The 22,440-nt window shown below is 67.7% G+C and carries 19 protein-coding genes and 1 pseudogene; 7 read left to right on the top strand and 13 right to left on the bottom strand.

The features are described from left to right. Nucleotides 1–44 precede the first annotated feature (44 nt). A complete protein-coding gene (locus F7Q96_RS16115) occupies nt 45–1,505 on the bottom strand; it encodes an MATE family efflux transporter (RefSeq protein WP_053823411.1) in 1,461 nt (486 codons plus the stop codon). A gap of 129 nt (nt 1,506–1,634) precedes the next feature. Between F7Q96_RS16115 and F7Q96_RS16110 the strand changes: the two genes are divergently transcribed. Together F7Q96_RS16110 and F7Q96_RS16105 are read left to right on the top strand one after the other, a co-directional pair. Then, a complete protein-coding gene (locus F7Q96_RS16110) occupies nt 1,635–2,531 on the top strand; it encodes a DMT family transporter (protein WP_053823412.1) in 897 nt (298 codons plus the stop codon). A gap of 28 nt (nt 2,532–2,559) precedes the next feature. After that, on the top strand, nt 2,560–3,774 hold the full coding sequence (locus tag F7Q96_RS16105; protein ID WP_151022964.1) for an MFS transporter: 1,215 nt from the start codon (nt 2,560–2,562) through the stop codon (nt 3,772–3,774). Between the two features lie 45 nt (nt 3,775–3,819). Here F7Q96_RS16105 and ggt read toward each other — a convergent pair whose 3' ends face one another. Together ggt and F7Q96_RS16095 are read right to left on the bottom strand one after the other, a co-directional pair. Beyond that, nucleotides 3,820–5,448 carry a gamma-glutamyltransferase gene (gene ggt, locus F7Q96_RS16100; RefSeq protein ID WP_053823414.1) on the bottom strand — a complete coding sequence of 543 codons (1,629 nt, stop codon included), beginning with the start codon at nt 5,446–5,448 and terminating at the stop codon, nt 3,820–3,822. A 95-nt stretch (nt 5,449–5,543) separates the two neighbouring features. Then, nucleotides 5,544–6,530, bottom strand: a complete 987-nt coding sequence (locus F7Q96_RS16095; protein WP_053823415.1) for a Bug family tripartite tricarboxylate transporter substrate binding protein — start codon at nt 6,528–6,530, stop codon at nt 5,544–5,546. A gap of 122 nt (nt 6,531–6,652) precedes the next feature. Between F7Q96_RS16095 and F7Q96_RS16090 the strand changes: the two genes are divergently transcribed. Beyond that, nucleotides 6,653–7,615 carry a LysR family transcriptional regulator gene (locus F7Q96_RS16090; RefSeq protein ID WP_053823416.1) on the top strand — a complete coding sequence of 321 codons (963 nt, stop codon included), beginning with the start codon at nt 6,653–6,655 and terminating at the stop codon, nt 7,613–7,615. Nucleotides 7,616–7,666: 51 nt separating this feature from the next. Here F7Q96_RS16090 and F7Q96_RS16085 read toward each other — a convergent pair whose 3' ends face one another. From F7Q96_RS16085 to F7Q96_RS16065, 5 genes are all read right to left on the bottom strand, one after another. Beyond that, the gene (locus tag F7Q96_RS16085; RefSeq protein WP_226995015.1) at nt 7,667–8,218 is read right to left on the bottom strand and encodes a BON domain-containing protein; all 552 of its coding nucleotides are present in this window, start codon (nt 8,216–8,218) and stop codon (nt 7,667–7,669) included. Between the two features lie 166 nt (nt 8,219–8,384). Beyond that, on the bottom strand, nt 8,385–10,598 hold the full coding sequence (locus F7Q96_RS16080) for a xanthine dehydrogenase family protein molybdopterin-binding subunit (protein ID WP_226995016.1): 2,214 nt from the start codon (nt 10,596–10,598) through the stop codon (nt 8,385–8,387). A 38-nt stretch (nt 10,599–10,636) separates the two neighbouring features. Then, complete coding sequence (locus tag F7Q96_RS16075) at nt 10,637–11,623, bottom strand: FAD binding domain-containing protein (protein WP_053823419.1); 987 nt, start codon at nt 11,621–11,623, stop codon at nt 10,637–10,639. 16 nt (nt 11,624–11,639) lie between these two features. Further along, nucleotides 11,640–12,440, bottom strand: coding sequence for a (2Fe-2S)-binding protein (locus tag F7Q96_RS16070; protein ID WP_390885731.1), 801 nt, complete (start codon nt 12,438–12,440; stop codon nt 11,640–11,642). A 106-nt stretch (nt 12,441–12,546) separates the two neighbouring features. Beyond that, the gene (locus tag F7Q96_RS16065) at nt 12,547–13,974 is read right to left on the bottom strand and encodes an NAD-dependent succinate-semialdehyde dehydrogenase (protein WP_053823420.1); all 1,428 of its coding nucleotides are present in this window, start codon (nt 13,972–13,974) and stop codon (nt 12,547–12,549) included. 357 nt (nt 13,975–14,331) lie between these two features. Between F7Q96_RS16065 and F7Q96_RS16060 the strand changes: the two genes are divergently transcribed. The 3 genes from F7Q96_RS16060 (at nt 14,332) to F7Q96_RS16050 (ending at nt 16,684) form a co-directional block, all read left to right on the top strand. Continuing rightward, nucleotides 14,332–14,793, top strand: a complete 462-nt coding sequence (locus F7Q96_RS16060) for a tripartite tricarboxylate transporter TctB family protein (RefSeq protein WP_053824535.1) — start codon at nt 14,332–14,334, stop codon at nt 14,791–14,793. A gap of 11 nt (nt 14,794–14,804) precedes the next feature. Beyond that, entirely contained in the window at nt 14,805–16,307 is a 1,503-nt protein-coding gene (locus tag F7Q96_RS16055; protein WP_151022962.1) for a tripartite tricarboxylate transporter permease, read from the top strand. Nucleotides 16,308–16,387: 80 nt separating this feature from the next. Further along, entirely contained in the window at nt 16,388–16,684 is a 297-nt protein-coding gene (locus tag F7Q96_RS16050; protein WP_023264200.1) for a helix-turn-helix transcriptional regulator, read from the top strand. Between the two features lie 95 nt (nt 16,685–16,779). Here F7Q96_RS16050 and F7Q96_RS16045 read toward each other — a convergent pair whose 3' ends face one another. Together F7Q96_RS16045 and F7Q96_RS27200 are read right to left on the bottom strand one after the other, a co-directional pair. Then, a complete protein-coding gene (locus F7Q96_RS16045; protein ID WP_053823421.1) occupies nt 16,780–17,574 on the bottom strand; it encodes a DUF4397 domain-containing protein in 795 nt (264 codons plus the stop codon). A 396-nt stretch (nt 17,575–17,970) separates the two neighbouring features. Beyond that, nucleotides 17,971–18,126 carry a hypothetical protein gene (locus tag F7Q96_RS27200; protein WP_249041686.1) on the bottom strand — a complete coding sequence of 52 codons (156 nt, stop codon included), beginning with the start codon at nt 18,124–18,126 and terminating at the stop codon, nt 17,971–17,973. Here F7Q96_RS27200 and F7Q96_RS16040 point away from each other — a divergent pair. Then, nucleotides 18,119–19,366: pseudogene (locus F7Q96_RS16040) on the top strand (putative bifunctional diguanylate cyclase/phosphodiesterase). The gene F7Q96_RS27200 and the pseudogene F7Q96_RS16040 sit on opposite strands and share 8 nt — an antisense overlap. Nucleotides 19,367–19,528: 162 nt before the next feature. Here F7Q96_RS16040 and F7Q96_RS16035 read toward each other — a convergent pair. The 3 genes from F7Q96_RS16035 to F7Q96_RS16025 form a co-directional block, all read right to left on the bottom strand. Next, complete coding sequence (locus F7Q96_RS16035; RefSeq protein ID WP_151022960.1) at nt 19,529–20,707, bottom strand: ABC transporter substrate-binding protein; 1,179 nt, start codon at nt 20,705–20,707, stop codon at nt 19,529–19,531. Nucleotides 20,708–20,813: 106 nt separating this feature from the next. Continuing rightward, entirely contained in the window at nt 20,814–21,521 is a 708-nt protein-coding gene (locus F7Q96_RS16030) for an ABC transporter ATP-binding protein (protein ID WP_151022958.1), read from the bottom strand. Then, on the bottom strand, nt 21,508–22,272 hold the full coding sequence (locus F7Q96_RS16025; protein WP_151022992.1) for an ABC transporter ATP-binding protein: 765 nt from the start codon (nt 22,270–22,272) through the stop codon (nt 21,508–21,510). Before F7Q96_RS16025 ends, F7Q96_RS16030 begins: the two co-directional genes overlap by 14 nt. Nucleotides 22,273–22,440 lie beyond the last annotated feature (168 nt).

The following is a 22,440-nucleotide window of genomic DNA, read 5'->3' as shown; positions in this document are numbered from 1 at the left end:
ACACCGAGCGGCACGCCTTCGTATCACCCTGGAAACGGCGAGGCTCAGGCTGGCTCATTGGCCGGCTTCAACGCATCCTCCGCCGGCGTTCCCATGCTGGTATCCGGCGCCTGGCCGACCACTTCACAGGCGGGTGGCGCGGCTGGCAGTATCTGGCTGGCGCGCCAGTTGCCGAAGCGGTAGTACGCGGCCGCCAGCGCGATCGACACCACCGAGCCAAGCGGAAAGCTCCACCACACCGCGTCCGCGCCCATCGTGCGGCCGAGCCACCAGGCGAACGGCAGGCGCACCACCCACATCGACACGAACAGCACCGCCAGCGGGGCCATCACCGCGCCGGTTGCGCGGACCGTGCCGAACAGCACGATGGTGAAGCCGAACAGGATGAACGACCACAGCACGATCGCGTTGATGTGCTGGGCGATCTCGATTGCGCCGCCGTCGTCCGGCAGGAACAGGCCCAGCGAATGCCGGTTGAACAGATAGACCAGGCCGACGAGCGCCCCGGTCATCGCCAGATTGAATGCCAGCCCCATGCCGGTGATGCGCCCGACGCGATCCCAGCGGCTGGCGCCGACGTTCTGCGCGACCATCGACGAGACGCTGGCGCCGACGGCCAGCGCCGGCATCTGCACGTAGGTCCATAGCTGCGAGGCGACGCCGTACGCCGCCGCGGTCTGCGAGCCGTACTGGTTGACCAGCGCCATCATCACGATCGCGGACGACGAGATCACGACCATCTGCAGGCCCATCGGCAGTCCCTTGGCCACCAGCGCGCGCAGGATGCCGAGGTCGGGGCGCAGATAGCGCAACTGGCCCCGATGCAGCGTCAGGAAATGCTTGCGGCGATAGAGCAGCCACATCATTGCCGCCAGGCTGACCAGCTGCGCGATCAGCGTTGCCAGCGCCGAGCCCGCGATGTCCATGCGCGGAATCGGTCCGAGGCCGAAGATCAGCAGCGGGTTCAGCGCGACGTCGAGCACCACCGACAACAGCATGAAATAGAACGGCGTGCGCGAGTCGCCGGCCCCACGCAGCGTCATCATCACGAAGTTGTAGAAGTACATGAAGGGCAGCGCCAGGAAGATGATCCGCAGATAGCGGATCGCCAGCGGCCGCGCGTCCGCAGGCGTGCCCATCGCGCCGAGGATGTCCGGCGTGAACAGATAGCCCAGCGCCGCGGCGATCACTGACAGCAGCACGAAGAACGTGGTGCTGGTGCCGACCACGCGCCGGGCCTCGTCGAGGTCGCGCGCGCCGACCGCCTGTCCGATCATGATGGTGTTGGCCATGCTGATGCCGAACACCACGCCGAGCAGGAAGAACAGCACGATATTGGCGTTCGACGTCGCCGTCAGCGCCGCCTCGCCGAGATAATGGCCCACCCAGATCGAATTGATCGAGGCGTTCAGCGATTGCAGGATGTTGCTGCCGAGCACGGGCAGCGAAAACAGCAGCAGGGTACGGCCGATCGGGCCGGTAACGAGTCTGGCGTCGGGCTTCATTGTTATTGGTTCGGTGAGCCGCGGGGGCGGGAGCCGGGGAGCGAGTTCGTATAGTATTCCCGCTGGACCGAAACGGTAGTCGGCGCCAGACCGACACCGGCCCGCCCCCGACCGACATCCCGTCCCTCCATGATCCCGCCGACCCGCTCCGCAAGCGCCGTCCCCGCATGGCTGAAGGCCGCGCCCGCGCTGTTCCTGCTGCTGTGGTCGAGCGGCTTCGTCTTCCTCAAGCTCGGCCTGGCCTACGCCGATCCGCTGACCTTTCTCGCGTTGCGCTACGCGTGCGTGGTGGCGCTGCTGGTGCTGCCGTGGCTGTGGGTGCGGCCCGCCCTGCCGGCCACGTGGGCGGCATGGGGCCATCTGGCGATGGTTGGCCTGCTGCTGCAGGCGGGCTATTTCTCGTTCACCTATCTGAGCCTGAAGTACGGCTTGTCGTCGGGCGCGGTGGCGCTGATCACCTCGCAGCAGCCCATTCTCGTCGGACTGCTTGCCCCGGCGATCGCCGGCGAACGGGTCGGGCGGGTGCGCTGGATCGGGCTGCTGCTGGGCGCGAGCGGCGCCGCGATGGTGATTGTCGCCACCTCGTCGATCGACCTGTCGTCGCGGCTGGCGCTGCTGTTCGCGGTGCTGGCCTTGCTGGTGATGACCGCCGGCACGCTGTGGGAAAAGCGCTTCGGCCGGGACACCCATCCGCTGACGGCCAATCTGGTGCAATACGGCGTCGGGCTGGCGGTCACCGCGCCGCTGGCGTGGTGGCTCGAACCGATGCGGGTGCAATGGACGCCGGCGCTGTTGGGATCGTTGACCTATCTGGTCGTCGCCAACTCGATCGTCGCGATGACGCTGCTGCTTGCGATGGTCCGCCACGGCGAGGCCTCGCGCGTCTCGGCGCTGTTCTTCCTGGTGCCGCCCACCACCGCGCTGATCGCCTGGGCGGTGCTGGGCGAGACCATCCCGCTGGCGGCCTGGCCCGGCATGGCGATCGCCGCCGCCGGGCTGTATCTGGTGATGCGGCGACGGACCTAGTGTCCGAGCCGGCTGCAAGGAGTCTCCTTTGTCGAAGCCATCGATTCGTACGGTCCTTCCGCTGGCCACCATCACGGCGGCGAGCATGCTGACGATGGATCTGTATCTGCCTGCCGTGCCGACGATGCAGCGCGATCTCGGCATCACGGTGGCGCAAGGGCAGTTGACCATCGCGATCTTCCTGCTGGGCCTGGCCGCCTCGCAACTGGTCTGGGGCGAGATGCTGCACCGGATCGGCCCGAGGCGCTACGTGCAGACGGGCTTGCTGGCCCTGATCCTGACCAGCTTCGGCTGCGCGCTGGCACCTGATCTGCCGGTGCTGCTTGGCCTTCGCCTGATACAAGGCATCGCGGCGGGGGCCGCGACAGTGGTCGTGCCGACCGTCGTGCGCGCGACGCTGCCCGAGCAGGACGGGGTGCGTGGCATCGCCGCGATCGCGATGATCGAGGCGATCGTGCCCGCTGCGGGGCCGGTCCTTGGCACCGCGCTGCTGCTGATCGCCGATTGGCGCACGACCTTCGCCATCATCGGCATCGTCGCGCTGGTGTCCGCTCCGTTCGCACTGCGGGCTACACCGGTCGCGCTGCCAGAGACCGAGGAGAAAGCCGGACGGGTCGGCTATCGCGCCCTGCTGTGCAATTGGCATTTCGTCGGACTGGCGCTGGCCCATTCGCTGTCGTTCGGCGCGTTGATCGCCTTCGTCGCCAGCGCGCCGCAAGTCCTTCCCGCGCTCGCCGGCACAGGCCAGAGCGGCTTTGCGCTGGCGCAGGTCTGCGGCGTGGCGGGGTTCATCGTCGCGGCCAGCCAGGCCGGCCGGATCAGCAACCGGCTGGGCCCGCGCCATGCGATCCAGCTGGGCGCGCTGCTGCATGGGCTGCTTTGCACCGCGCTGTTGGCGGCATGGTGGGCCGACCGACTTTCCTATCCGTGGCTGCTGGCGTTCTGGGCCGCGTTCTGCGCGGTGCTGGGCATACGCGGCCCGACCGCGTTCAGCGAGGCGCTGTCGGTGCCGAACGCCCAACTCGGACGCGCGTCGGCGCTGATGGTGCTGGCATTGCTCGCGACGGGCGCCCTGGCGACACAGGCCACGGCGCCGTTCCTGCCGAGCGGTCAACTCGGCGCCGTGGCCTTGTCGATGACCCTGCTGTGTTGGGCGAGCTTTGCACTGGTGGTTCGGTATCCAGACAAGCAGTCGAGCGCTCGGCCACAACACCGGACGGAACAGGGGCACGCCAACCCGTGAGGTTGGCGTGCCCCGCATCGCGCCCGGTTGTCGACAGCCAGCGCGCTATGCCGTTGGCACCTCGATCTCCAGCGCCACGCCGTCGCGCCCCGGATCGGCGCCGCCTTCCAGCCGCCCGTCGACGATCCGCACCGCGTGCACCCAGCCGATCGTGTAGTTGTACGGGTTGCGTATCACGGGATAGCCGTCCTGCTCCAGCTCGCGCGTGACATAGCGCGGGATACGGTTGCAGACGTCGATCGCGTTGCTGGTCGACGAGAAGCGCGGCGCGGACACGGCGGCCTGCATCGGCATGTCGAAGTCGACCACATTGACGATGCTCTGCAGCACGCCCATCGCGATCTGCGTGCCGCCCGGCGCGCCCAGCACGATCTCGGGCTTGTCGTCCTTGAAGACGATGGTCGGGCACGACGAGGTGAAGCGGCGCTTGCCGGGCGCGATGCTGCCCGCGCGTCCCGGGCGCGGGTCGAATACACCCATGCAGCCGTTGTACATGAAGCCCAGGCCCGGCGTGATCACCCCCGACGGCATCGCCAGCGAGTGCGTCAGCGACACGCAATTGCCCTCGCCGTCGACGACCGACAGATGCGTGGTGTCGCGCGGCACCGCATGGCCCGGATTGACGCGCGGCACTTCGGCGCGCTGGCCATCGCGGATGCGCTGGGCGACCTCGCGGGCGTAGTCGGGCGACAGCAGCCGGTCCAGCGGCACGTCGACAAAGGCGGGATCGCCGATGAAGCGGTCCTTGTCGATGGTCGCCTGCTTCATCGCCTCGCAGACCACGCGGATGTAGTCGGGGCTGTTGTGCCGCAGCGCGCGCAGATCGAACTGCTCGAGGATGGCCAGCATCTGCAGCAGCATCGCGCCGCCGCCGGGCGGCCGATTGGTGGTGACGCGGCGGCCGCGGTAGCCGCCGACCAGCGGCGCGGTACGTACGGCCCGGTAGCCGGCCAGGTCCTCGCGGGACAGCAGCGCGCCGTGTTCGCGCATGTCGGCGACGATCTGCTCCGCGATCTCGCCCAGATAGAACGCATCGACGCCGCCGGACGCGATCCGCTCCAGCGTATCGGCGTAGTCGCGATTCTTCAGCGGGGTGCCGATGGTATGCGGCGATCCGTCGGGCCGGCAATACAGTTGGCGGCCGCTTTCGCTGAAGGCCAGGCGCTCGCGGTTGCTGGCGCGGCCCAGCGTCGCCTCGTCGATCCAGAACGCATACATGCCGGGGCGGACGAAGTAGCCGTCGCGCGCCCACTGGATCGCCGGCTGCACCACCTCTTTCCACGGCAGCCTGCCGTGGCTGCGATGCAGCGCTTCCAGCCCGCGCAGCGTGCCCGGCGTCGCGATCGATTGGTAGCCGATGTCGTTCAGCCGGTCCTTGATGAAGAAGCCGAAGCCGTCGCGCGCTTCGCCTTCCAGCAGATCGGCCCACATGTCGGGGCGCGCCGCCGCCGGCGCGGTCGCATGGAAGTCGATGTATTCGTGCGCGCCGCTGCCGGGCATATAGACGGCGGCGGTGCCGAAGCCCGCGATGCCGCACATCAGCGGATCGACGACGGTTTGCGCCAGCGCGCAGGCGACCGCGGCGTCGGCCGCATTGCCGCCGGCGCGCAGGATCTCGATGCCGGACTCGGCCGCCTCCGGCTGCGGGCAGGACACCATTCCACTTCGGGTCATTGCTTGTCTCGATAGGTTTGCGCCGGGATGCGCCGGCGGCGATGCCGATGGCGCATCCCGGCGCGGGATTGCGTGGATGACGGGAGGGGCGAGGCTTACTTCGCGCTCAGGTCCAGGTCGCCGATCGCGCCCTGCCACTTGGCGGTGTCGCGCACGGTCAGTTCCATCAGCTGGTCCGACGGGCCCGGCATCGGCAGCACCTGCATCGACTTGAGCTTGTCGACCACGGCCGGCTCGGCCAGGAAGGTCTGCGTCGCGGCGTGCAGCCGCGCGATGACGTTGGCCGGCGTGCCAGCCTTCGCCGCGATGCCGCTCCAGCCGATGTTCTCGAAGCCCTTCAGGCCCAGCTCGGCGGCGGTCGGCACATCCGGCAGCTCGGGCACGCGTTTGGACGCGAACAGCATCAGCGGCGTCAGCTTGCCGGCCTTGATCTGCGGCAGCGCGGTGCTCAGCACCGGCGCCATCACCTGCGTCGCACCGGAGACGGTCGATACCACGCCATCCGGCTCGCCGCGATACGGCACGTGCAGCAGCTTGATGCCCTGCTGCTTCTGCATCAGCTCGACCACCAGATGGGTTGAGTTGCCGTTGCCCGACGAGGCGAAGCTGATGCTGCCGGGCTTGGCCTTGGCGGCATCGACCAGCTCGCGATAGTTGCGCAGGCCCGATTGCGGATTGGCGACCAGCACGAAGGGCACGGTGGCCAGCATCGACACCGGCGCGAAATCGGATTCCGGCTTGTAGGCCAGCGGCGCATAGACGAACTTGTTCAGCACCATCTGCGAGACGCCCGCAAGGAACAGCGTGCAGCCGTCGGCTGGCTGGCTCAGCACGTACTTGGCCGCGATGATGCCGCCCGCGCCGGCGCGGTTCTCCACCACGATCGGCGTCTGCAGCGTCTTGCCGACGCGCTCGGCCCACATGCGGGCCAGGGTATCCGTGCTGCCACCGGCCTGCTGCGAGACGACCAGGCGGATCGGGCGCGACGACGCGCCAGGCTCACCGCAGGCGTAGCTCGGTGCGGCCACGCCGAAGGCGAGGGCAAGAGGAACAGCGAAGTGGAAAAGGGAAGTTTTTCTCATAGATGGTGGCAGTGTCCAGGTCCGTCGAATTCCAGGTCTGGCGCCTGGATGCCGGGAAATTATTGGGCCGAACCGCAAACGCACCTAGTGAATTGTTTCGAACCATCTATTAGTATTCGCTCATGGATCCATCCGACCACAGCATCGCCTGGGCGCGCCGACTGCGGGTGCGGCACCTCGAATCCTTCCTGATTCTTCACGACGCGGGCACGCTGTCGGCCGCCGCGACGCGGCTGCATATGACGCAGTCCGCGGTGTCGCACTGGCTCAGCGAAATGGAGGAACTGGCCGGCGTCAGGCTGGCCATCCGCGGCCGCCGCCTGCAACTGACGCCGGCCGGCGAGGCCGTGCGCCGTCTCGCCGTGCGCGTGCTCGGCGAGGTATCGCGCGCCCACGACGAACTGGGCGCGATCGCCAGGGGCGCGGTGGCGCGCCTGCATGTGGGCAGCGTGCTGGCCGGCGTCGCGCATCTGATTCCCTGGGCCATCGTCGCGTTTCAGCGGACGCAGCCCAATGTGTCGATCCAGGTCACCGAAGGCGCGTTCAACACGCTGCTCGATCGCCTGGAGAAGCGCGAGTTCGATCTGGTGGTCGGTTCGATCGACGCGCGGGCCTACGGGCCGCATCTGGCGCATGAGGTGCTGTTCGAGGACGCGATGGCGGTGGTGGTCGGTCCGCATCATCCGCTGGCGCACGCCAGACGGCTGCGCTGGGGCCAGCTGTTCTCGTATCCGTGGGCGATGCCGCAGCGCGAGACGCTGATGCGCACGCGGCTCGATACCGTGCTGCTGGAGCACGGCGCCGCGGGTCTGCGCCCGGCTGTCGAGACCGGTTCCATCGTGACCATGCAGGCGGTGCTGCGCGAGACCGACTATGTCGGCGTCTGCTCCGCGGCGATGGCCGAGCATCTGGCCTCGCTGGGACTGCTGCATATCCTGCCGCTCGGGGACCGGGAATCGTTCGGCCCGGTCGGGGCGGTATGGCGCAAGGGCGGCGACGACGAGGTGCTGCACGCCTTCATGCAGGCGCTGCGCGAACAGGCGGACCGCATTCGCGCGGCCGAAGCCGGGACGGCCCCCCGGTAACGCGCGCCGCCCCTTGCTGTCTCTCGCGGCACGGAGCCGGCGGCCGCGCCGTCAGCGCGGCACGCGAATGTTGTTCCTGACCTCGTCGACGCCCATCACTTCCTCGGCGATATCCTCGACGCGGTACTTGGCGCGCCGGTCCGACACGGTGCCGCTCAGCGTGACGATGCCCGAGCCGACCTCCACGGTGACCTCGGACACGTCCAGTTCGCGCGCCTCGGCCAGCCGTTCGCAGACCTCGTCGCAGATGCGCTCGTCGGTGCGCCGATAGCCCTTGGGCAAGGTGCGCGGGCGCCGCGTGCCCGTACTGCCGCCCATGCCCGCGCCGCTGCTCGTGCCACGCTCGCCGAATTCGTTGAAGCCGACGCTGCCGCCGCCGGAGCCCATCGCGCCGGTATCGCCGCGCCGATAATGGTAGGCGTCGCGCATGCCGCGCGATCCGCCATAGCCGCGATGGCGCCAGGTTTCCGCGACCTCGCCGGTACGCGGGTCCTCGGGGAACCACTCCATGCCGCCGGTCACGGTACCGCGTCCGCGCCGGTCCTCGCCGGTGTCCCGGGGCCGCATCGGCGGACGATTGCCGTTGTCTCTGCTGCCGTTCATTTCGGTCTCCATCGATCATGGACGTACCGGGCAATGGCCGCAAAAACCGTACCGTCGCCGCGAGCGGTGACACGGTGCCGTCGCGCTGGCAGGACGCGCCGCCACCATCGACGGTGCAATCTTTGCCGGGATGGCTTGTAAATAAGCACGGTGGAAGGCCTGCCGCTTACAGCAGCTTGTCGGGCGTGATCGGCAGGTGCCGTATCCGCTTGCCGGTCGCATGGAACACCGCATTGGCGATCGCCGCGCCGGCGCCGACGATCCCGATTTCGCCGATGCCCTTGGCGCCGAGCGGATTGATATGCGGGTCGAACTCGTCGACGACCATGACATCGACCTGGCCGACATCGGCGTTCACCGGCACGTGGTACTCCGCCAGATTGCCGTTGGCGATGCGTCCGCTGCGCGGATCGAGCAACGAGGCCTCGTGCAGCGCCAGGCCGATGCCCCACACCATGCCGCCCATCAGCTGGCTGTGGCCGGTCTTGCGGTTCAGCAAGCGGCCGACGCCGAAGGTGCCGAGCATCCGGTGCACGCGCACTTCCCCGAGATCGGGGTCGACATGGACCTCCGCGAAGATCGCGCCGAACGAATGCATCGAATGGCGCTGCGTCTCGTCGCCCGGCTCGGCCGTGCGCGTGGCCTCGATCCGTTGACCGCCATTGCGCGCCATCGTCGCCGCGATGGATTCGCGGCAGGCGGGATCGGATGCCCGGGCCAGCCAGCCGTCGGCTACCGTGACATCCTCGGGCGGCGCGCCGAACAGCGGCGAGGCACGGTCGGCCACGGCGCGGTCGATCAGCACCTGCCGTGCCGCGCTGGCTGCCGCCTGCACGGCCGGCGCCACGCTGGCCACCGTCTGCGAGCCGCCGGCGATCGGCGCGTCGGGGAAGGCGGTGTCGCCAAGCTCGAAGCGGATCTGCGCAGGCGGCATTCCCAGCGCTTCGGCCGCGACCTGCGTCATCACGGTATAGGTGCCGGTGCCCAGGTCGTGCGTCGCGCAGCGGATGCAGGCGCTGCCGTCCGGCTCGATGATGGCGGTGGCGGTGGCCGCCTGCCGCATCGCCGGATAGGTCGCGGTGGCCACGCCCATGCCGGCCAGCTTGCCATCGGCGCGCATGCTGCGCGGGGTCGGGTCGCGTTGCCACCAGCCAAATTCGTCCGCGCCGAGACGAAAGCACTCGCTCATCCGCCGGCTGGAGAATGGCAGGTTCTGGCTCAGGTCGGTATCGGTATCGTTGCGCAGCCGCAGCTCGACCGGATCCACCTTCAGCGCATGGGCCAGCTCGTCCAGCGCCGATTCGAGCGCGAAGCTGCCGCTGGCATCGCCGGGCGCGCGCATGAAGGTCGGCGTGCCGATATGCAGCTTGACGAGGCGATGGCTGGTATGGACGGTCGGGCAGCCATAGAGCAGCCGCGTCATCATCGCGGCGGGCTCGACCCAGTCTTCCAGATACGAGGTCGCCGTCACCACGTCGTGGCGCAGGCCGGTCAGTGTGCCGTCCTCGCGCGCGGCGGCCAGTACGCGCTGTTCGGTCGGCGGCCGCTCGCCGGCGAGGCCAAACAGCTGCGGGCGCTCGACCGCCAGCTTGACGGGACGGCCCACCGCGCGCGCCGCCATCGCGGCCAGCACCACATGCGACCAGACCGAGCCCTTGCCGCCGAAGCCGCCGCCGACGAAGGGGCAGATCACGCGGACCTTGTCGGCCGGGATGCCGAAGGTCTTGGCCACGGCCTTGCGCACGCCGGCCACGTACTGTGTCGCGTCGTACAGCGTCAGCGTGTCGCCGTCCCACGCGGCGATGGTGGCGTGCGGCTCCATCGCGTTGTGGTGCTGCATCGGCGTGGTGTAGGTCGCGTCGATCGTGGTCGTGGCCTCGCGCATCGCCGCATTGAGGTCGCCGCGCGCGGTGTCCGCCGACTCGTTCTTGACCTTGCGCGGTTCGTAGGCCCGCGCCTTGGCCTTGGCGAAGTCCAGCGTCGCCGGCTGCCGGCGATAGGCGATGCGCAGATGGCGCGCGGCCTCGCGGGCCTGGTCCAGCGTATCGGCTACGACCAGCGCGATCGGCTGGTTGTTGTAGCGCACGCTGGTGTCCTGCAGCAGGTTCATCACGCGGCCGGCAGGCATCTCGCCCGCGGCCGCCTTGCCGTTCTTCGGCAGCCGGGGCGCGTTGAACGGGGTCATCACCAGGCGAACGCCGGGCATCCGCTCCGCCGCGCCGGTGTCGATCGATGCCACCTCGCCGGCGGCAATGGTACTGGTGACCATGATCGCCTGCAGCACGTTGGGCAGCTGGTGGTCGGCGGTGTAGTGCGCGCGCCCGGTGACCTTCAGCACGCCGTCGACGCGGTCGACATGGTGGCGGGCGATATCCGGCACGCTCCCGCCAACGTTCCCGGTGGGGTTCTCCCGCAAGCTCATCGCATGCCTCCCGCGATGGACAGCGCCCGGATCACCGCGCGCTGCGCCAGTTCGACCTTGAAGGCGTTGCCAGGGCAGGGCTGCGCGCCCTGCACCGACAGCGTGGCGGCCTGGCGCAGCGCGGTCCCGTCCAGCGGACGATCGCGCAGCGATTGCTCGGCCGCCTGCGCGCGCCACGGCTTGTGCGCGACGCCACCCAGCACGATGCGCGCCGCGCGCACGATGCCGCCGTCCAGTTGCAGCGCGGCGGCGACCGATACCAGCGCGAACGCATAGCTGGCGCGGTCGCGCACCTTCAGATAGTGGCAATGGGCGCCGCAGCGCGACGGCGGCAATTCCACCGCGACGATCAGCTCGCCGGCCTCGAGATTGGTATCGCGCTCCGGTGTGTCCCCGGGCAGGCGGTGAAAGTCCTCCACGGGGATGCGGCGCTCGCCTCCCGCGCAGCGCACGACCACTGATGCGTCCAACGCCACCAGCGCCACGCACATGTCCGACGGATGCGTGGCGATGCAATGCTCGCTCGCGCCGAGAATCGCATGCTGGCGCTGCACGCCGTCGCGCGCGGCGCATCCCGAGCCGGGGTCGCGCTTGTTGCAGGCGTCGAAGCCAATGTCGTAGAAGTAATGGCAGCGCGTGCGCTGCATCAGATTGCCGCCGATCGTCGCCATATTGCGCAACTGCGGCGAGGCGCCGGCCAGCAGCGCGGCCTGCAGCAGCGGATAGTGCCCGCGCACCAGCGGATGATCGGCGGCATCGGCATTGCCGACCATCGCGCCAATGCGGATGCCGCCATCGGGCGTTGCGTCGATGCTTGCCAGCGGCAGCCGGCCGACATCGACCAGCCGCTGTGGCCGTTCGACGCCGGCCTTGATCAGATCGAGCAGATTGGTGCCGCCCGCGACGAAGCGCGCGCCGGGCTGCTTGCCCAGCTGCAGCGCCGTGTCGAGGCTGTCGGCGCGGTCGTAGTCGAATGAATGCATGGCGGCGGTCCCGGGCTCAGCGGGAATCGATATGCCCATCCCCGGCGCGATGCGTGTCGCCGCCGCCGTCGTGCGCCGCGACCGACCGGATCGCTGCAACGATATTGGGATAGGCCCCGCAGCGGCACAGGTTGCCGCTCATCCGCTCGCGGATCTCGTCGTCGGTCAGCGCCGCCGCCGAGTGCGCCCCGTGCGCCGATTGCCCCGGCGGCGTTACCGCGCTGGCCCGGCCGTCGCGCGCCTCGGCCAGCATCGCCACCGCCGAGCAGATCTGGCCCGGCGTGCAGTAGCCGCATTGCAGCGCGTCATGCGCGACGAAGGCGGCCTGCATCGGATGCAGGCGGCCGCCGTCGGCCAGTCCCTCGATGGTGGTGATGTCGCGATCTTCCTGCATTACCGCCAGCGTCAGGCAGGCATTGATGCGGCGGCCATCGATCAGCACCGTGCACGCCCCGCACTGGCCGCGGTCGCAGCCCTTCTTGGTGCCGGTCAGGCCCAGTTGTTCGCGCAGCGCGTCCAGCAGCGTGGTGCGGGGCTCGACCGTCACGACATGCAAGGCGCCGTTGACGCGCAGTTCGATGGTGCGGGCCGGTACGGACGCGAACGCCGAGGTGTCGGCGGCAGGGGGCGAAGATGGGGCCAGGGCGCTGGCCGGCTCCGAATGCGTCAAGGACATGGGGCAATCCGCTTCGACGGGAGTTGCCGCGCCACGTGGCGGCAATACCTCGTTCGAGCAAATTCGGTGCCCAACGGGGAGGGGTGCGGCGCGATGCGCCTGGACGGGTGTCGCGAGCGCCAGTGTCGGCGCCCGCGCGATGAAAGCCTTGTAAGAATTGCGCGCCGGAGAACGCGCGATGGCGGTCGCCGGCGGCACGTCGCCCCCCCTTGCGCGAGGACGATGTGCTATCGCAGCATGGCGGTCATCACACCTGCGTGATGAATTTGGTCACCAGGTAGCCGTCGAAGGTCTCCATGCCGCCTTCGCTGCCGATGCCGGAGTCCTTGATGCCGCCGAACGGCGTCTCGGCCAGTGCCATGCCGAAATGGTTGATATTGACCATGCCGGCCTCGAGCCCGTTGGAGACCAGCGTCGCGGTCTTCAGCGAGTTGGTGAAGACATACGAGGCCAGGCCGTACGGCAGGCTGTTGGCGCGCCGCAGCGCTTCCTCGGCGTCCTTGAAGCGCGTCACCGGCGCCACCGGGCCGAACGGCTCGTCGACCATCAGCCTGGCGTCGTCGGGCAGGTCGGTGACCACCGTGGGCGCGAAGAAATATCCCTTGCTGCCGATGCGCGCGCCGCCGGCGACGACCTTGCCGCCGCGATGGCTGGCATCGTCGAGGAACTGCTCCATCGAGGCGATGCGGCGCTCGTGCGCGAGCGGACCCATCTGCGTGCCGTCCTCCAGGCCGTCGCCGACCTTGATCGAACCCATGACCTCGGTGAAGCGGGCCAGGAAGCGGTCGTAGGCCTTTTCCTGGACGTAGAAACGGGTCGGCGATACGCAGACCTGGCCGGCATTGCGGATCTTGAAGCGGGCCAGCATCTCGGCGGCCGGTTCGATATCGGCGTCGTCGAACACCAGCACCGGCGAATGGCCGCCAAGCTCCATCGTCACGCGCTTCATGTGCGCGCCGGCCAGCGCGGCCAGCTGCTTGCCGACGGGCACCGAGCCGGTGAACGAGATCTTGCGCACGATCGGCGATTCGATCAGATAGGTCGAGACCTCGCTCGGCACGCCCCAGACGATGTTCAGCACGCCCGGCGGCAGGCCGGCATCGTGGAACAGCTGGGCCAGCGCGACCACGGCGCTGGGCGAATCCTCCGGACCCTTCAGGATCAGCGTGCAGCCCGCGCCGAGCGCCGACACGATCTTGCGGATCGCCTGGTTGAAGGGGAAGTTCCACGGCGTGAAGGCCGCGCAGACGCCGATCGGTTCGCGCACGACGATCTGCCGCACGTTCGGATTGCGCGGCGGAATCACGCGGCCATAGATGCGGCGGCATTCCTCGGCATGCCAGTCGGCATGCTCGGCGCAGATCATCACTTCCGCGACCGCCTCGGCCAGCGGCTTGCCCTGGTCCAGCGTGATATTGCGGCCGATTTCTTTCGCGCGCTCGCGGGTCAGCTCGCCGACGCGGCGCAGGATCTTCGCGCGCTCCAGCGGCGAGGTCTTCTTCCAGCTGTCGAAGGCGCGCTGCGCGGCCGCCAGGGCGCGGTCCAGATCCGCGGTGCTGGCGTGCGGCAGTTTGCCCAGCACTTCCTGCGTGGCGGGATTGATCACGTCCTGTTCGCGGCGGCCGCCGCCTTTGACGAACTCCCCATCGATATAAAGGGCGAGGTCCTGGTACATGGCTTCTCCTGTGTCCTGTGTCCTGTGTCGTAAGTGCTGGGTCCGCTGTCGGGAATTGGGGGTGGGGCCGAGCGGGCGCCCCCCGGCTCCGAACCCGTTAGCTTACCGCGTCGGGCATGGACGCGTGGCTCGCCTGTCTGGCGCCTTCGATGGCCGTTCCTTTCAACGAGCCTACATCTCGCTTTCACATGCCTTTCAAAAAGCATCACGGCATGATGCAAGCGTGCATTTGTTGCCGTGGTTAACCCTGAAACCAGACAACTGAAAGGGCGCTGAAAGCACGCTTCTCTAACGTTGCATCCGCTTTCGGCACAGAGCCTGTGCCGTGCGGCTTTGCATTTAACGAGGAGAATCATGTTGCGCATACGCAGCCAAAAGGACTTCGCCTCCGGCCTGATGTTCGTGCTGGTCGGCCTGGGCTTTTCCTTTGTCGCTCGCGGCTATTCGATGGGGACGGCCGCGAAGATGGGTCCCGGATATTTCCCCTTCCTGCTCGGCCTGGTGCTGGCCGGACTCGGCGCGCTGGTGCTGCTGAGCTCGCTGTCGAGCAAGGGCGAGGAAGACCGGATGGAGCGCTGGGACATCAAGATCCTGCTGTGGATCCTGGGTTCGGTGGTGCTGTTCGGCCTGTTGCTCAAGCCGCTCGGCATGGTGCTGTCGGTATTCGTGCTGGTCATCGTGTCGTCGATGGCCAGCCATGAATTCAGCTGGAAGGGCGCGCTGCTCAACAGCGTGGTGCTGGTGCTGATCAGCATGGGCGCCTTCGTCTACGGCATCAACCTGCAGATGCCGGTGTGGCCGGCGTTCATCACGGGCTAAGGAGCGCGCAGATGGAATTGCTTGAACATTTGACGCTCGGCTTCTCGACCGCGCTGTCGTTCCAGAACCTGGCCTACGCCTTCCTCGGCTGCCTGCTCGGCACGCTGATCGGCGTGCTGCCGGGCCTCGGCCCGCTCGCGACGATCGCGATGCTGCTGCCGATCACGTACACGCTGCCGCCGGTGGCCGCGCTGATCATGCTGGCCGGCATCTACTACGGCGCGCAGTACGGCGGCTCGACCACCGCGATCCTGGTCAACCTGCCGGGCGAATCGTCGTCGGTGGTGACCACGATCGACGGCTACCAGATGGCGCGGCGCGGACGTGCGGGCGTGGCGCTGGCCACCGCCGGCCTCGGCTCGTTCTTCGCCGGCTGCGTGGCCACGCTGATCCTGGCGGCCTTTGCCGGCCCGCTGTCGGAGCTGGCCTTCAAGTTCGGCCCCGCCGAATACTTCTCGCTGATGGTGCTGGGCCTGATCGGCGCCGTGGTGCTGGCCTCGGGTTCGCTGGTCAAGGCGATCTCGATGATCGTGCTGGGCCTGCTGCTCGGCCTGGTCGGCACCGACGTCAACTCCGGCGCGGCACGCTTCTCGTTCGACATCCCGGAACTGACCGACGGCATCGACTTCGTCGCGCTCGCCATGGGCATGTTCGGCTTTGCCGAGATCATCGCCAACCTGGAGCAGAAGGAGAACCGCGAGACCTTCACCGATCGCGTGACCAACCTGTTCCCGACCAAGGCCGACTTCAAGCGGATGATGCCGGCCGTGCTGCGCGGTACCGCGCTCGGCTCGGCGCTGGGCATCCTGCCTGGCGGCGGCGCCTCGCTGGCTTCGTTCGCGGCGTACACGCTGGAGAAGAAGTCGTCGAAGTACTCGCACGAGTTCGGCAAGGGCGCGATCGAAGGCGTGGCGGGTCCGGAATCGGCCAACAACGCCGCGGCGCAGACCTCGTTCATCCCGCTGCTGACGCTGGGCATTCCGCCCAACGCGGTGATGGCGCTGATGGTCGGTGCGATGACGATCCACAACATCCAGCCGGGTCCGCAGGTGATGACCAGCAACCCCTCGCTGTTCTGGGGGCTGATCGCCTCGATGTGGATCGGCAACCTGATGCTGATCATCCTGAACCTGCCGCTGATCGGCATCTGGGTCAAGCTGCTGACCGTGCCGTATCGCTTCCTGTATCCGGCGATCCTGGTGTTCTGCGGCATCGGCGTCTATTCGGTCAACAACCAGACCTTCGACGTCTTCATGGCCGCGGGCTTCGGCGTGGTGGGCTATCTGTTCCTGAAGCTCAAGTGCGAACCGGCGCCGCTGCTGCTCGGCTTCGTGCTCGGACCGATGATGGAAGAGAACTTCCGCCGCACGCTGCTGCTCTCGCGTGGCGAGTTCTCGGTGTTCTTCACCCGTCCGCTGTCGATGGGCCTGCTGATTGCCGCCGCGGCGCTGGTGGCGGTGGTGGCGCTGCCCTCGATCAAGGCCAAGCGCGAAATCGCCTTCCAGGAGGAGTAGAGAGAAACCGGGCCGGCCGGCGCCACGGAGCCATTCCGGGCGCCGACCGGCCCGGTCGTTTTGCGCATGTCTATCGTTGCATGAAAAGACCAACCATCGATAGTCTCGTTTCCCGGCTCTATATCCTGAAGTTCGTGCAGTCCAGTCCGGCCACGGTGCTCGCTCTCGTCGAGCGGCTGCGCGAACATGGCATCGAGAAGAACATCCGCTCGCTGCGCCCGATCCTGCGCAGCCTGCTGATCGCACGGGCGATCACCGCGGAACTGGTCGAAGGCAACGGCCGGGTCTACTCGATCACCGACAGCGGCCGCGAAGAGCTGGACGCCTACCTGTCCCATCTCGATGTGCTGCAAAACGAAATCGGCGGCGACCGTTGAGGCCGCCGCCGATTGTCGTTTGAGCTTCCGGTCTTGTTCACCCCTCTGCCCCTGAGGGGCGAGGGAGAACAACGTCGCGAGAAGGCGAGCCCTCGTTACTGGCTGACCAGCTCGATGGCCGTCTGCGAGTCGTCGTTGGCCTTGGCCACCAGCACCTTGATGTTGTTCGGCACGGCGGATGCGATGCCATCGACCGGGATCGGCATGATCAGCCAGTCGGCGTTGTTGTCGATCGTGATCGCGCCCGAGCTGAAGATCACCTGCTTGGTACCCGCGGTGGTAATGCGGATCTGGTAGTTGTTGCCGCCGTCGAACTCGTTCGAGTCCTGGCCCGAGGCCGGCACCGCCGACTTGTAGGCCACGTTGGCGAAGGTCGGGTTGACCGTATTCAGATCCACCGACGGGGCGGTCACGTAGATATCGACGTTCTGCGCATTGAACGCGGCGTTGACCGCGCGCACCCGGGCCTTGTTCGACAGCAGGCCCTTCTCGTACGGATCGTCGATCACCAGCGTGTCGGCGCGATCGTCGCCCGGCAGCGCCACGATCGTGTACTTGTGACCGGTGGCTGCGTCGACCTGGGCGCGGCCCACTTCGGTCTGCGTGCCGGCGGCGTTGAACGTGAACAGGTGGTTGCCGTCATCGACGTCCGAATAGCGGGCGACGAACTTGTACGGAATATTCTGCAGGGACGTCCGCGCGCCGTTCTGATAGACGTCGAGATTGAGGGTGGTCGGGATCGGAGGCACGGCGTGAATCACGCGCGTTTGTGGTTCGTTCAGGCCGAGACGGTCGTCGATGCCATCATCGCCGCCGCCGCATGCCGCCAGCATGGCGCTGGCCGCCACCATCAGTCCCAGTGCAATCCCGGATTTCGAGAACAGCTTCATGGATTTCCCCTTGCAGGTGAAATGAAATCGAAGAAGTTACGGGGCCGCCCGCGTCGTGCCACTCGAGGCCAAGGGTTGGCGAATCCGTTGGCATGGTCAGCCAACGGATTGCCGCATTCCTGGTGGTGGTCCGGGTCCGGCCGCGTGCCGTGATGGAACGATAGTGGGGGTGCCGGTGACTCGAAACGCTGCGCTCTCCGATATAGCTGTCGGAGAAATCCGACAGCCTCCTGCGTCACACCCGCCAGCCCAGCCCTGGCAACGAATCGCGCGCCGCAGTTCCGCATGGCGGAAGAGCGAGGGTAATAAGAAGCAGTTCGTCTACCGTTGTTTGCCATTGTTTTAACTAGCAAGGCATCTCATCCTTCACCCCGCTTGCTTTTTTCCAATTTTTCGTCACACTTGCCGGGATAGCTGACCGAGCACGATGTCGACAATCACAAACGGGGCGGGGATAGTGGCCAGGTCGGAGGCGATGGCGGCTGGCGCGGTTCCGGCGGCGGACACCGATCCGTTGACCGGGGTAGCAAGCCGCCCATTCTTCTTGAGCAAGCTCGAAGCACGCCTGCAGACCGAGGCCGTGCCGCGCTGCGCGCTGGTGCTGATCGGCATCGACGACTTCCGCGCCTTCAATGACATGCACGGTCATCGCGAGGGTGACCGCATCCTGCAGCAGATGGCCCGCCGCTTGCGCGACGCTTCGCCGCGCGATGCCGTGATCGGCCGCACCGGCGGCGACGAGTTCGCCGTGCTGCTGCCCTCGATCTACGATCCCACACTGGTTCGCCACGTCAGCGCGGCGATCCTGTCGCTGCTGTCCGAGCCGTATGACTGCAATGGCCACCGCCACTATGTGCTGGCGAGCCTGGGTGCCTGCGTGATGCCGGCCGGCGGCGACAATGCCTCGGATGCGCTGGCCTCGGCCAGTCTGGCGCTGGCACGGGCCAAGCGCGATGGCGGCCGCACGATTCGTTTCTTCAAGGCGCAGATGCGCGCCGACGTGACCAGCCGTCTGTCGCTGGTGCAGGCCTTGCGCGAAGCCTATGCGTAGCGGCAATTCGAGCTGCTGTACCAGCCCCAGGTCGATCTGCGCGATGGCCGCATCGTCGGCGCCGAGGCGCTGATGCGCTGGCGCCATCCGACCCAGGGCCTGCTGGCTCCCGCAGCCTTTATCGATGCGCTGGCTGCCAGCAGCGTCGCGATCGACGTGGGCATGTGGCTGCTGCAGACGGCGTGCGCGCAGGCGCGGACCTGGTCGCTGCAGTTCGAGCAGGCGCCGCGCGTGGCGATCAACCTGTTCGCGGCGCAACTGGCCGAAAGCCGCCTGCTGACCGAGGTTCGGCACGTGCTGCGCGAGCTTGCGCTGGAGCCGAACCGGCTGGAACTGGAGATCACCGAGACCATCGCCCTGCAGCAGGGCGACGAGGTGTCCGGCCAACTGCAGACGCTGCGCCGCGATGGCGTGACGCTGACGTGCGACGACTTTGGCACCGGCTATGCGTCGCTGAGCTTCCTGAAGACCTTCCCGGTCGACCGCATCAAGATCGATCAGTCCTTCATCCGCAACGTGACACAGGACCCGGTCGACGCGGCCATCGTCCGCTCGGTGATCAATGTCGGCGCCAGCCTGCACATCGGCGTGATCGCCGAGGGCGTCGAGACGGTCGAGCAGCGCGATTTCCTGCTGGCGAACGGCTGCCACGAGGTCCAGGGCTATCTGTACGGCAAGCCGATGCCGGCGGATCAGCTGACCGACCGCTTGTACGAGCAGCAGCGGCTGGCCAGGGACTGAAAGTCACGAAGGAGCGCAGACGCAAAGGACCGGAAAGGGCCGAAGATCCGAAGGGCGCGGACATCCGGACCGTGAAAACGACGATCCCCGCCGCAGCGGGGATCGCCAGCGAAAGGGCCCGTTGCGGGCCCTTTCCTTTTGCCGCCTGCGCGGGTCGCTCCCTTATTTCGCCAGCTCCGACAGCCGCACCTGGCTGATCTTGCCGCCCTGGACCCAGCCGACCACGGTATCGGCCATCGAACCGCCCTTGGCATCGATGCCGTCGATCTCGTTCGGGTTGAGCTCCTTCGGCAGCGTCTTCATCGCGTCGGGCATCTTGGCGCGGATCGCCGTGGCGTCGGTGGTGGTGCCGGCCAGCTTCATCGCGTTGGCCAGCGTATGCACCATCGTGTAGTTCAGCGACATCTCGGTGGTCGCATCCTTGCCGTCGTGCAGCTTCTTGTACTTGTTGTTGAAGGCCTGCGTCGCCGGCCGGCTGTCGCTGTTCAGCGGCAGCACGCCGATGGCGCCCTCCAGCATGCCCAGACCGTTGGTCACGCGCGCCATTTCATCGAGCTTGGCCTGGTCCATCACGATGAAGCCGCCCTTGAAGCCGAGTTCGCGAGCCTGCTTGACGACCAGTGCGGTCGGCTCGGACGGGCCGCCGACGAACAGCACGTCCGGCTTGTCGGCGATCACGCGCGACACGCCGCTGTAGAAGTCGGTCGCCTTGGTATAGGACATCGGGTTGTTGCCGACGACCTTGCCGCCCGCCTTCTCCCAGGCCGGCACGAAGGCCTGCACCCACGCCTTGGCGTAGTCGTGGTCGGCCGGCACCAGCGCGACGTTCTTGCCGAAGCGCTTCATCTGCGCCTTGACGAACGGTTCGATATAGCCGGTGTACGCCGGCGGGATGCGGATCGTCAGCTTGTTGCCGGCGTCGGTGATGCGCGGCACGCTGGAGTACGCCATCACGATGAACTTCTCTTGTTCGTTGAAGGCCTGCAGCGCGAAGATACCGCCCGAATGCGGCACGAACACGGCCGGCGTCTTGTGCTGCTGCACCAGGCGGCGCGCGTTGATCGCGGATTCCGCCGGCGCGTACTTGTCGTCGAGCGCGACCACTTCGAACTTGACCTTCTTGCCGCCCACCTCGACGCCGCTGGCGTTCAGCTCGTCGACCGCCATCTGGATGCCCGACAGCACGTTCTTGCCGTACAGCGCGGCGCCGCCCGACAGCGGGCCGGTGTAGCCGAGCTTGACCACTTCCTGCGCGAAGGCCGCGCCGGTGGCCAGCAAGGCGGCCAGCGCGGTGGCCGCCAGCGGCAACAGCTTGCGGCGGGGTTTGGTGGCGTTCTGCATGTTCCGTCTCCTTAAACGATGAAAGTGCCATCGGGTCGTGGCCCGGATGGTCCTGGTTGAATGCGGTGTTGTCCCGATTGGCGCGGGCGAGCCGTTGTGCGCGGCATCACCCGCCGATATAGGCCCGGCGCACGCCCTCGTCATTGAGCAGCGAATCGCGATCGCCCTTCATCACGATGCGCCCGCCCTCGATCACGTAGCCGCGATGGGCGATGCCCAGCGCCGCATAGGCGTTCTGCTCGGCCAGCAGCACGGTGGTGCCGGCACGGTTGATGCGCTGGATCACCTCGAACATCTGCTTGACCACCAGCGGCGCCAGCCCCAGCGACGGCTCGTCGAGCAGCAGCGCGCGCGGCCGGCCCATCAGCGCGCGGCCGAGCGCGACCATCTGCTGCTGGCCGCCCGACAGCGAGCCGGCGGGATCGTCCTTCTTCTGCTGCAGGATCGGGAACAGCTCGTAGACCTCCTCCAGCGAGCGCTTGATGCCGGCGCTGTCGCGGCGATGCACGTAGGCGCCGAGCGTCAGGTTCTTCTGCACGCTCATCGCCGGGAACAGCTTGCGGCCCTCGGGGCAGTGCACCAGCCCGGCCTGCACGATCTGCGACGGCTTCATGCCGGAAAGCTCGCGGCCGTCGAAGCGCATGCTGCCGCCGCTGGTCCGGTGGATGCCGCTCATCGCCAGGAAGATCGAGCTCTTGCCGGCGCCGTTCGCGCCGAGCAGCACCACCAGTTCGCCGGCCTTGGCGTGCAGCGTGATGTTGTCGAGCGCGCGGAAGCTGCCGTAGGAAAGCGATACGCGTTCAAGCTGCAACATGGTCGGCTCCCAGATAGGCTTCGATGACCTGCGGATTGCGCTGGATTTCCGCCGGCGTGCCCTCGGCGATCTTCTCGCCGTAGTTCAGCACCATGATCTTGTCGGCCAGCCGCATGATCATGTCCATCTTGTGTTCGATCAGGCAGACCGTCTTGCCGTGCCGGACCATCTTGCGGATCAGCTCGGCCAGGCCCACGGTCTCCTCGGGGTTGACGCCGCCGGCCGGTTCGTCGAGCAGCAGCAGCTCGGGGCCGGTGGCCAGCGCCAGCGCGAAGGCGACGCGCTTGCGCTCCTCCTGCGTGATGTCGGACGCCACCTCGTGCGCGAGGTGCGACAGCCCGACGAAGTCCAGCGCCTCCTCGGCCTTGTCGCGGCACAGCCGCTCTTCCTCACGCAACCGCTTCGTGTTGAACAAGACGTCGCGCGGGCCCGCATGCGTGCGCAGCCGGTGGCCGACGATCAGGTTGTCGAGCACGGTGGCGCGATCGAACAGCGCGGTGGCCTGGAAGGTCCGCGCGATGCCCATCCGCGCGATGTGGTCGGCGCGCTTGCCGGCCACGTTGGTGCCCTTGAACAGTACCTCGCCCGAAGTCGGCGCATGGGTGCCGGCGACCAGGTTGAAGAACGTCGTCTTGCCGGCGCCGTTGGGGCCGATGATCGCGTTGATATGGCCGGCCTCGAAGGTCACCGAGACGTCGTTGACCGCGGTCAGCCCGCCGAATTTCTTGGTCAGGTTGCGGATCTCAAGCATGGTCGGCTCCGGCGGAAGCGGGGGCGGGGGCAGCGGCCTTGCCGTCGGCCGCATCGGCGGCGGCGTGGCCACCATCGGCGCGGCCGCGGTGCGGCGTGCCTGGCGCTTCAGGTACGACCCGACGATGCCGTCGGGCAGGAAGATGATCAGCAGGACCAGCACCGGGGC

The organism is Cupriavidus gilardii (genome assembly GCF_008801915.1).
GTDB classification, from domain to species: Bacteria; Pseudomonadota; Gammaproteobacteria; order Burkholderiales; family Burkholderiaceae; genus Cupriavidus; species Cupriavidus gilardii.
The sequence above is the reverse complement of the archived record's forward strand: the minus strand, read 5'-3'. Positions and strand labels throughout refer to the sequence as shown.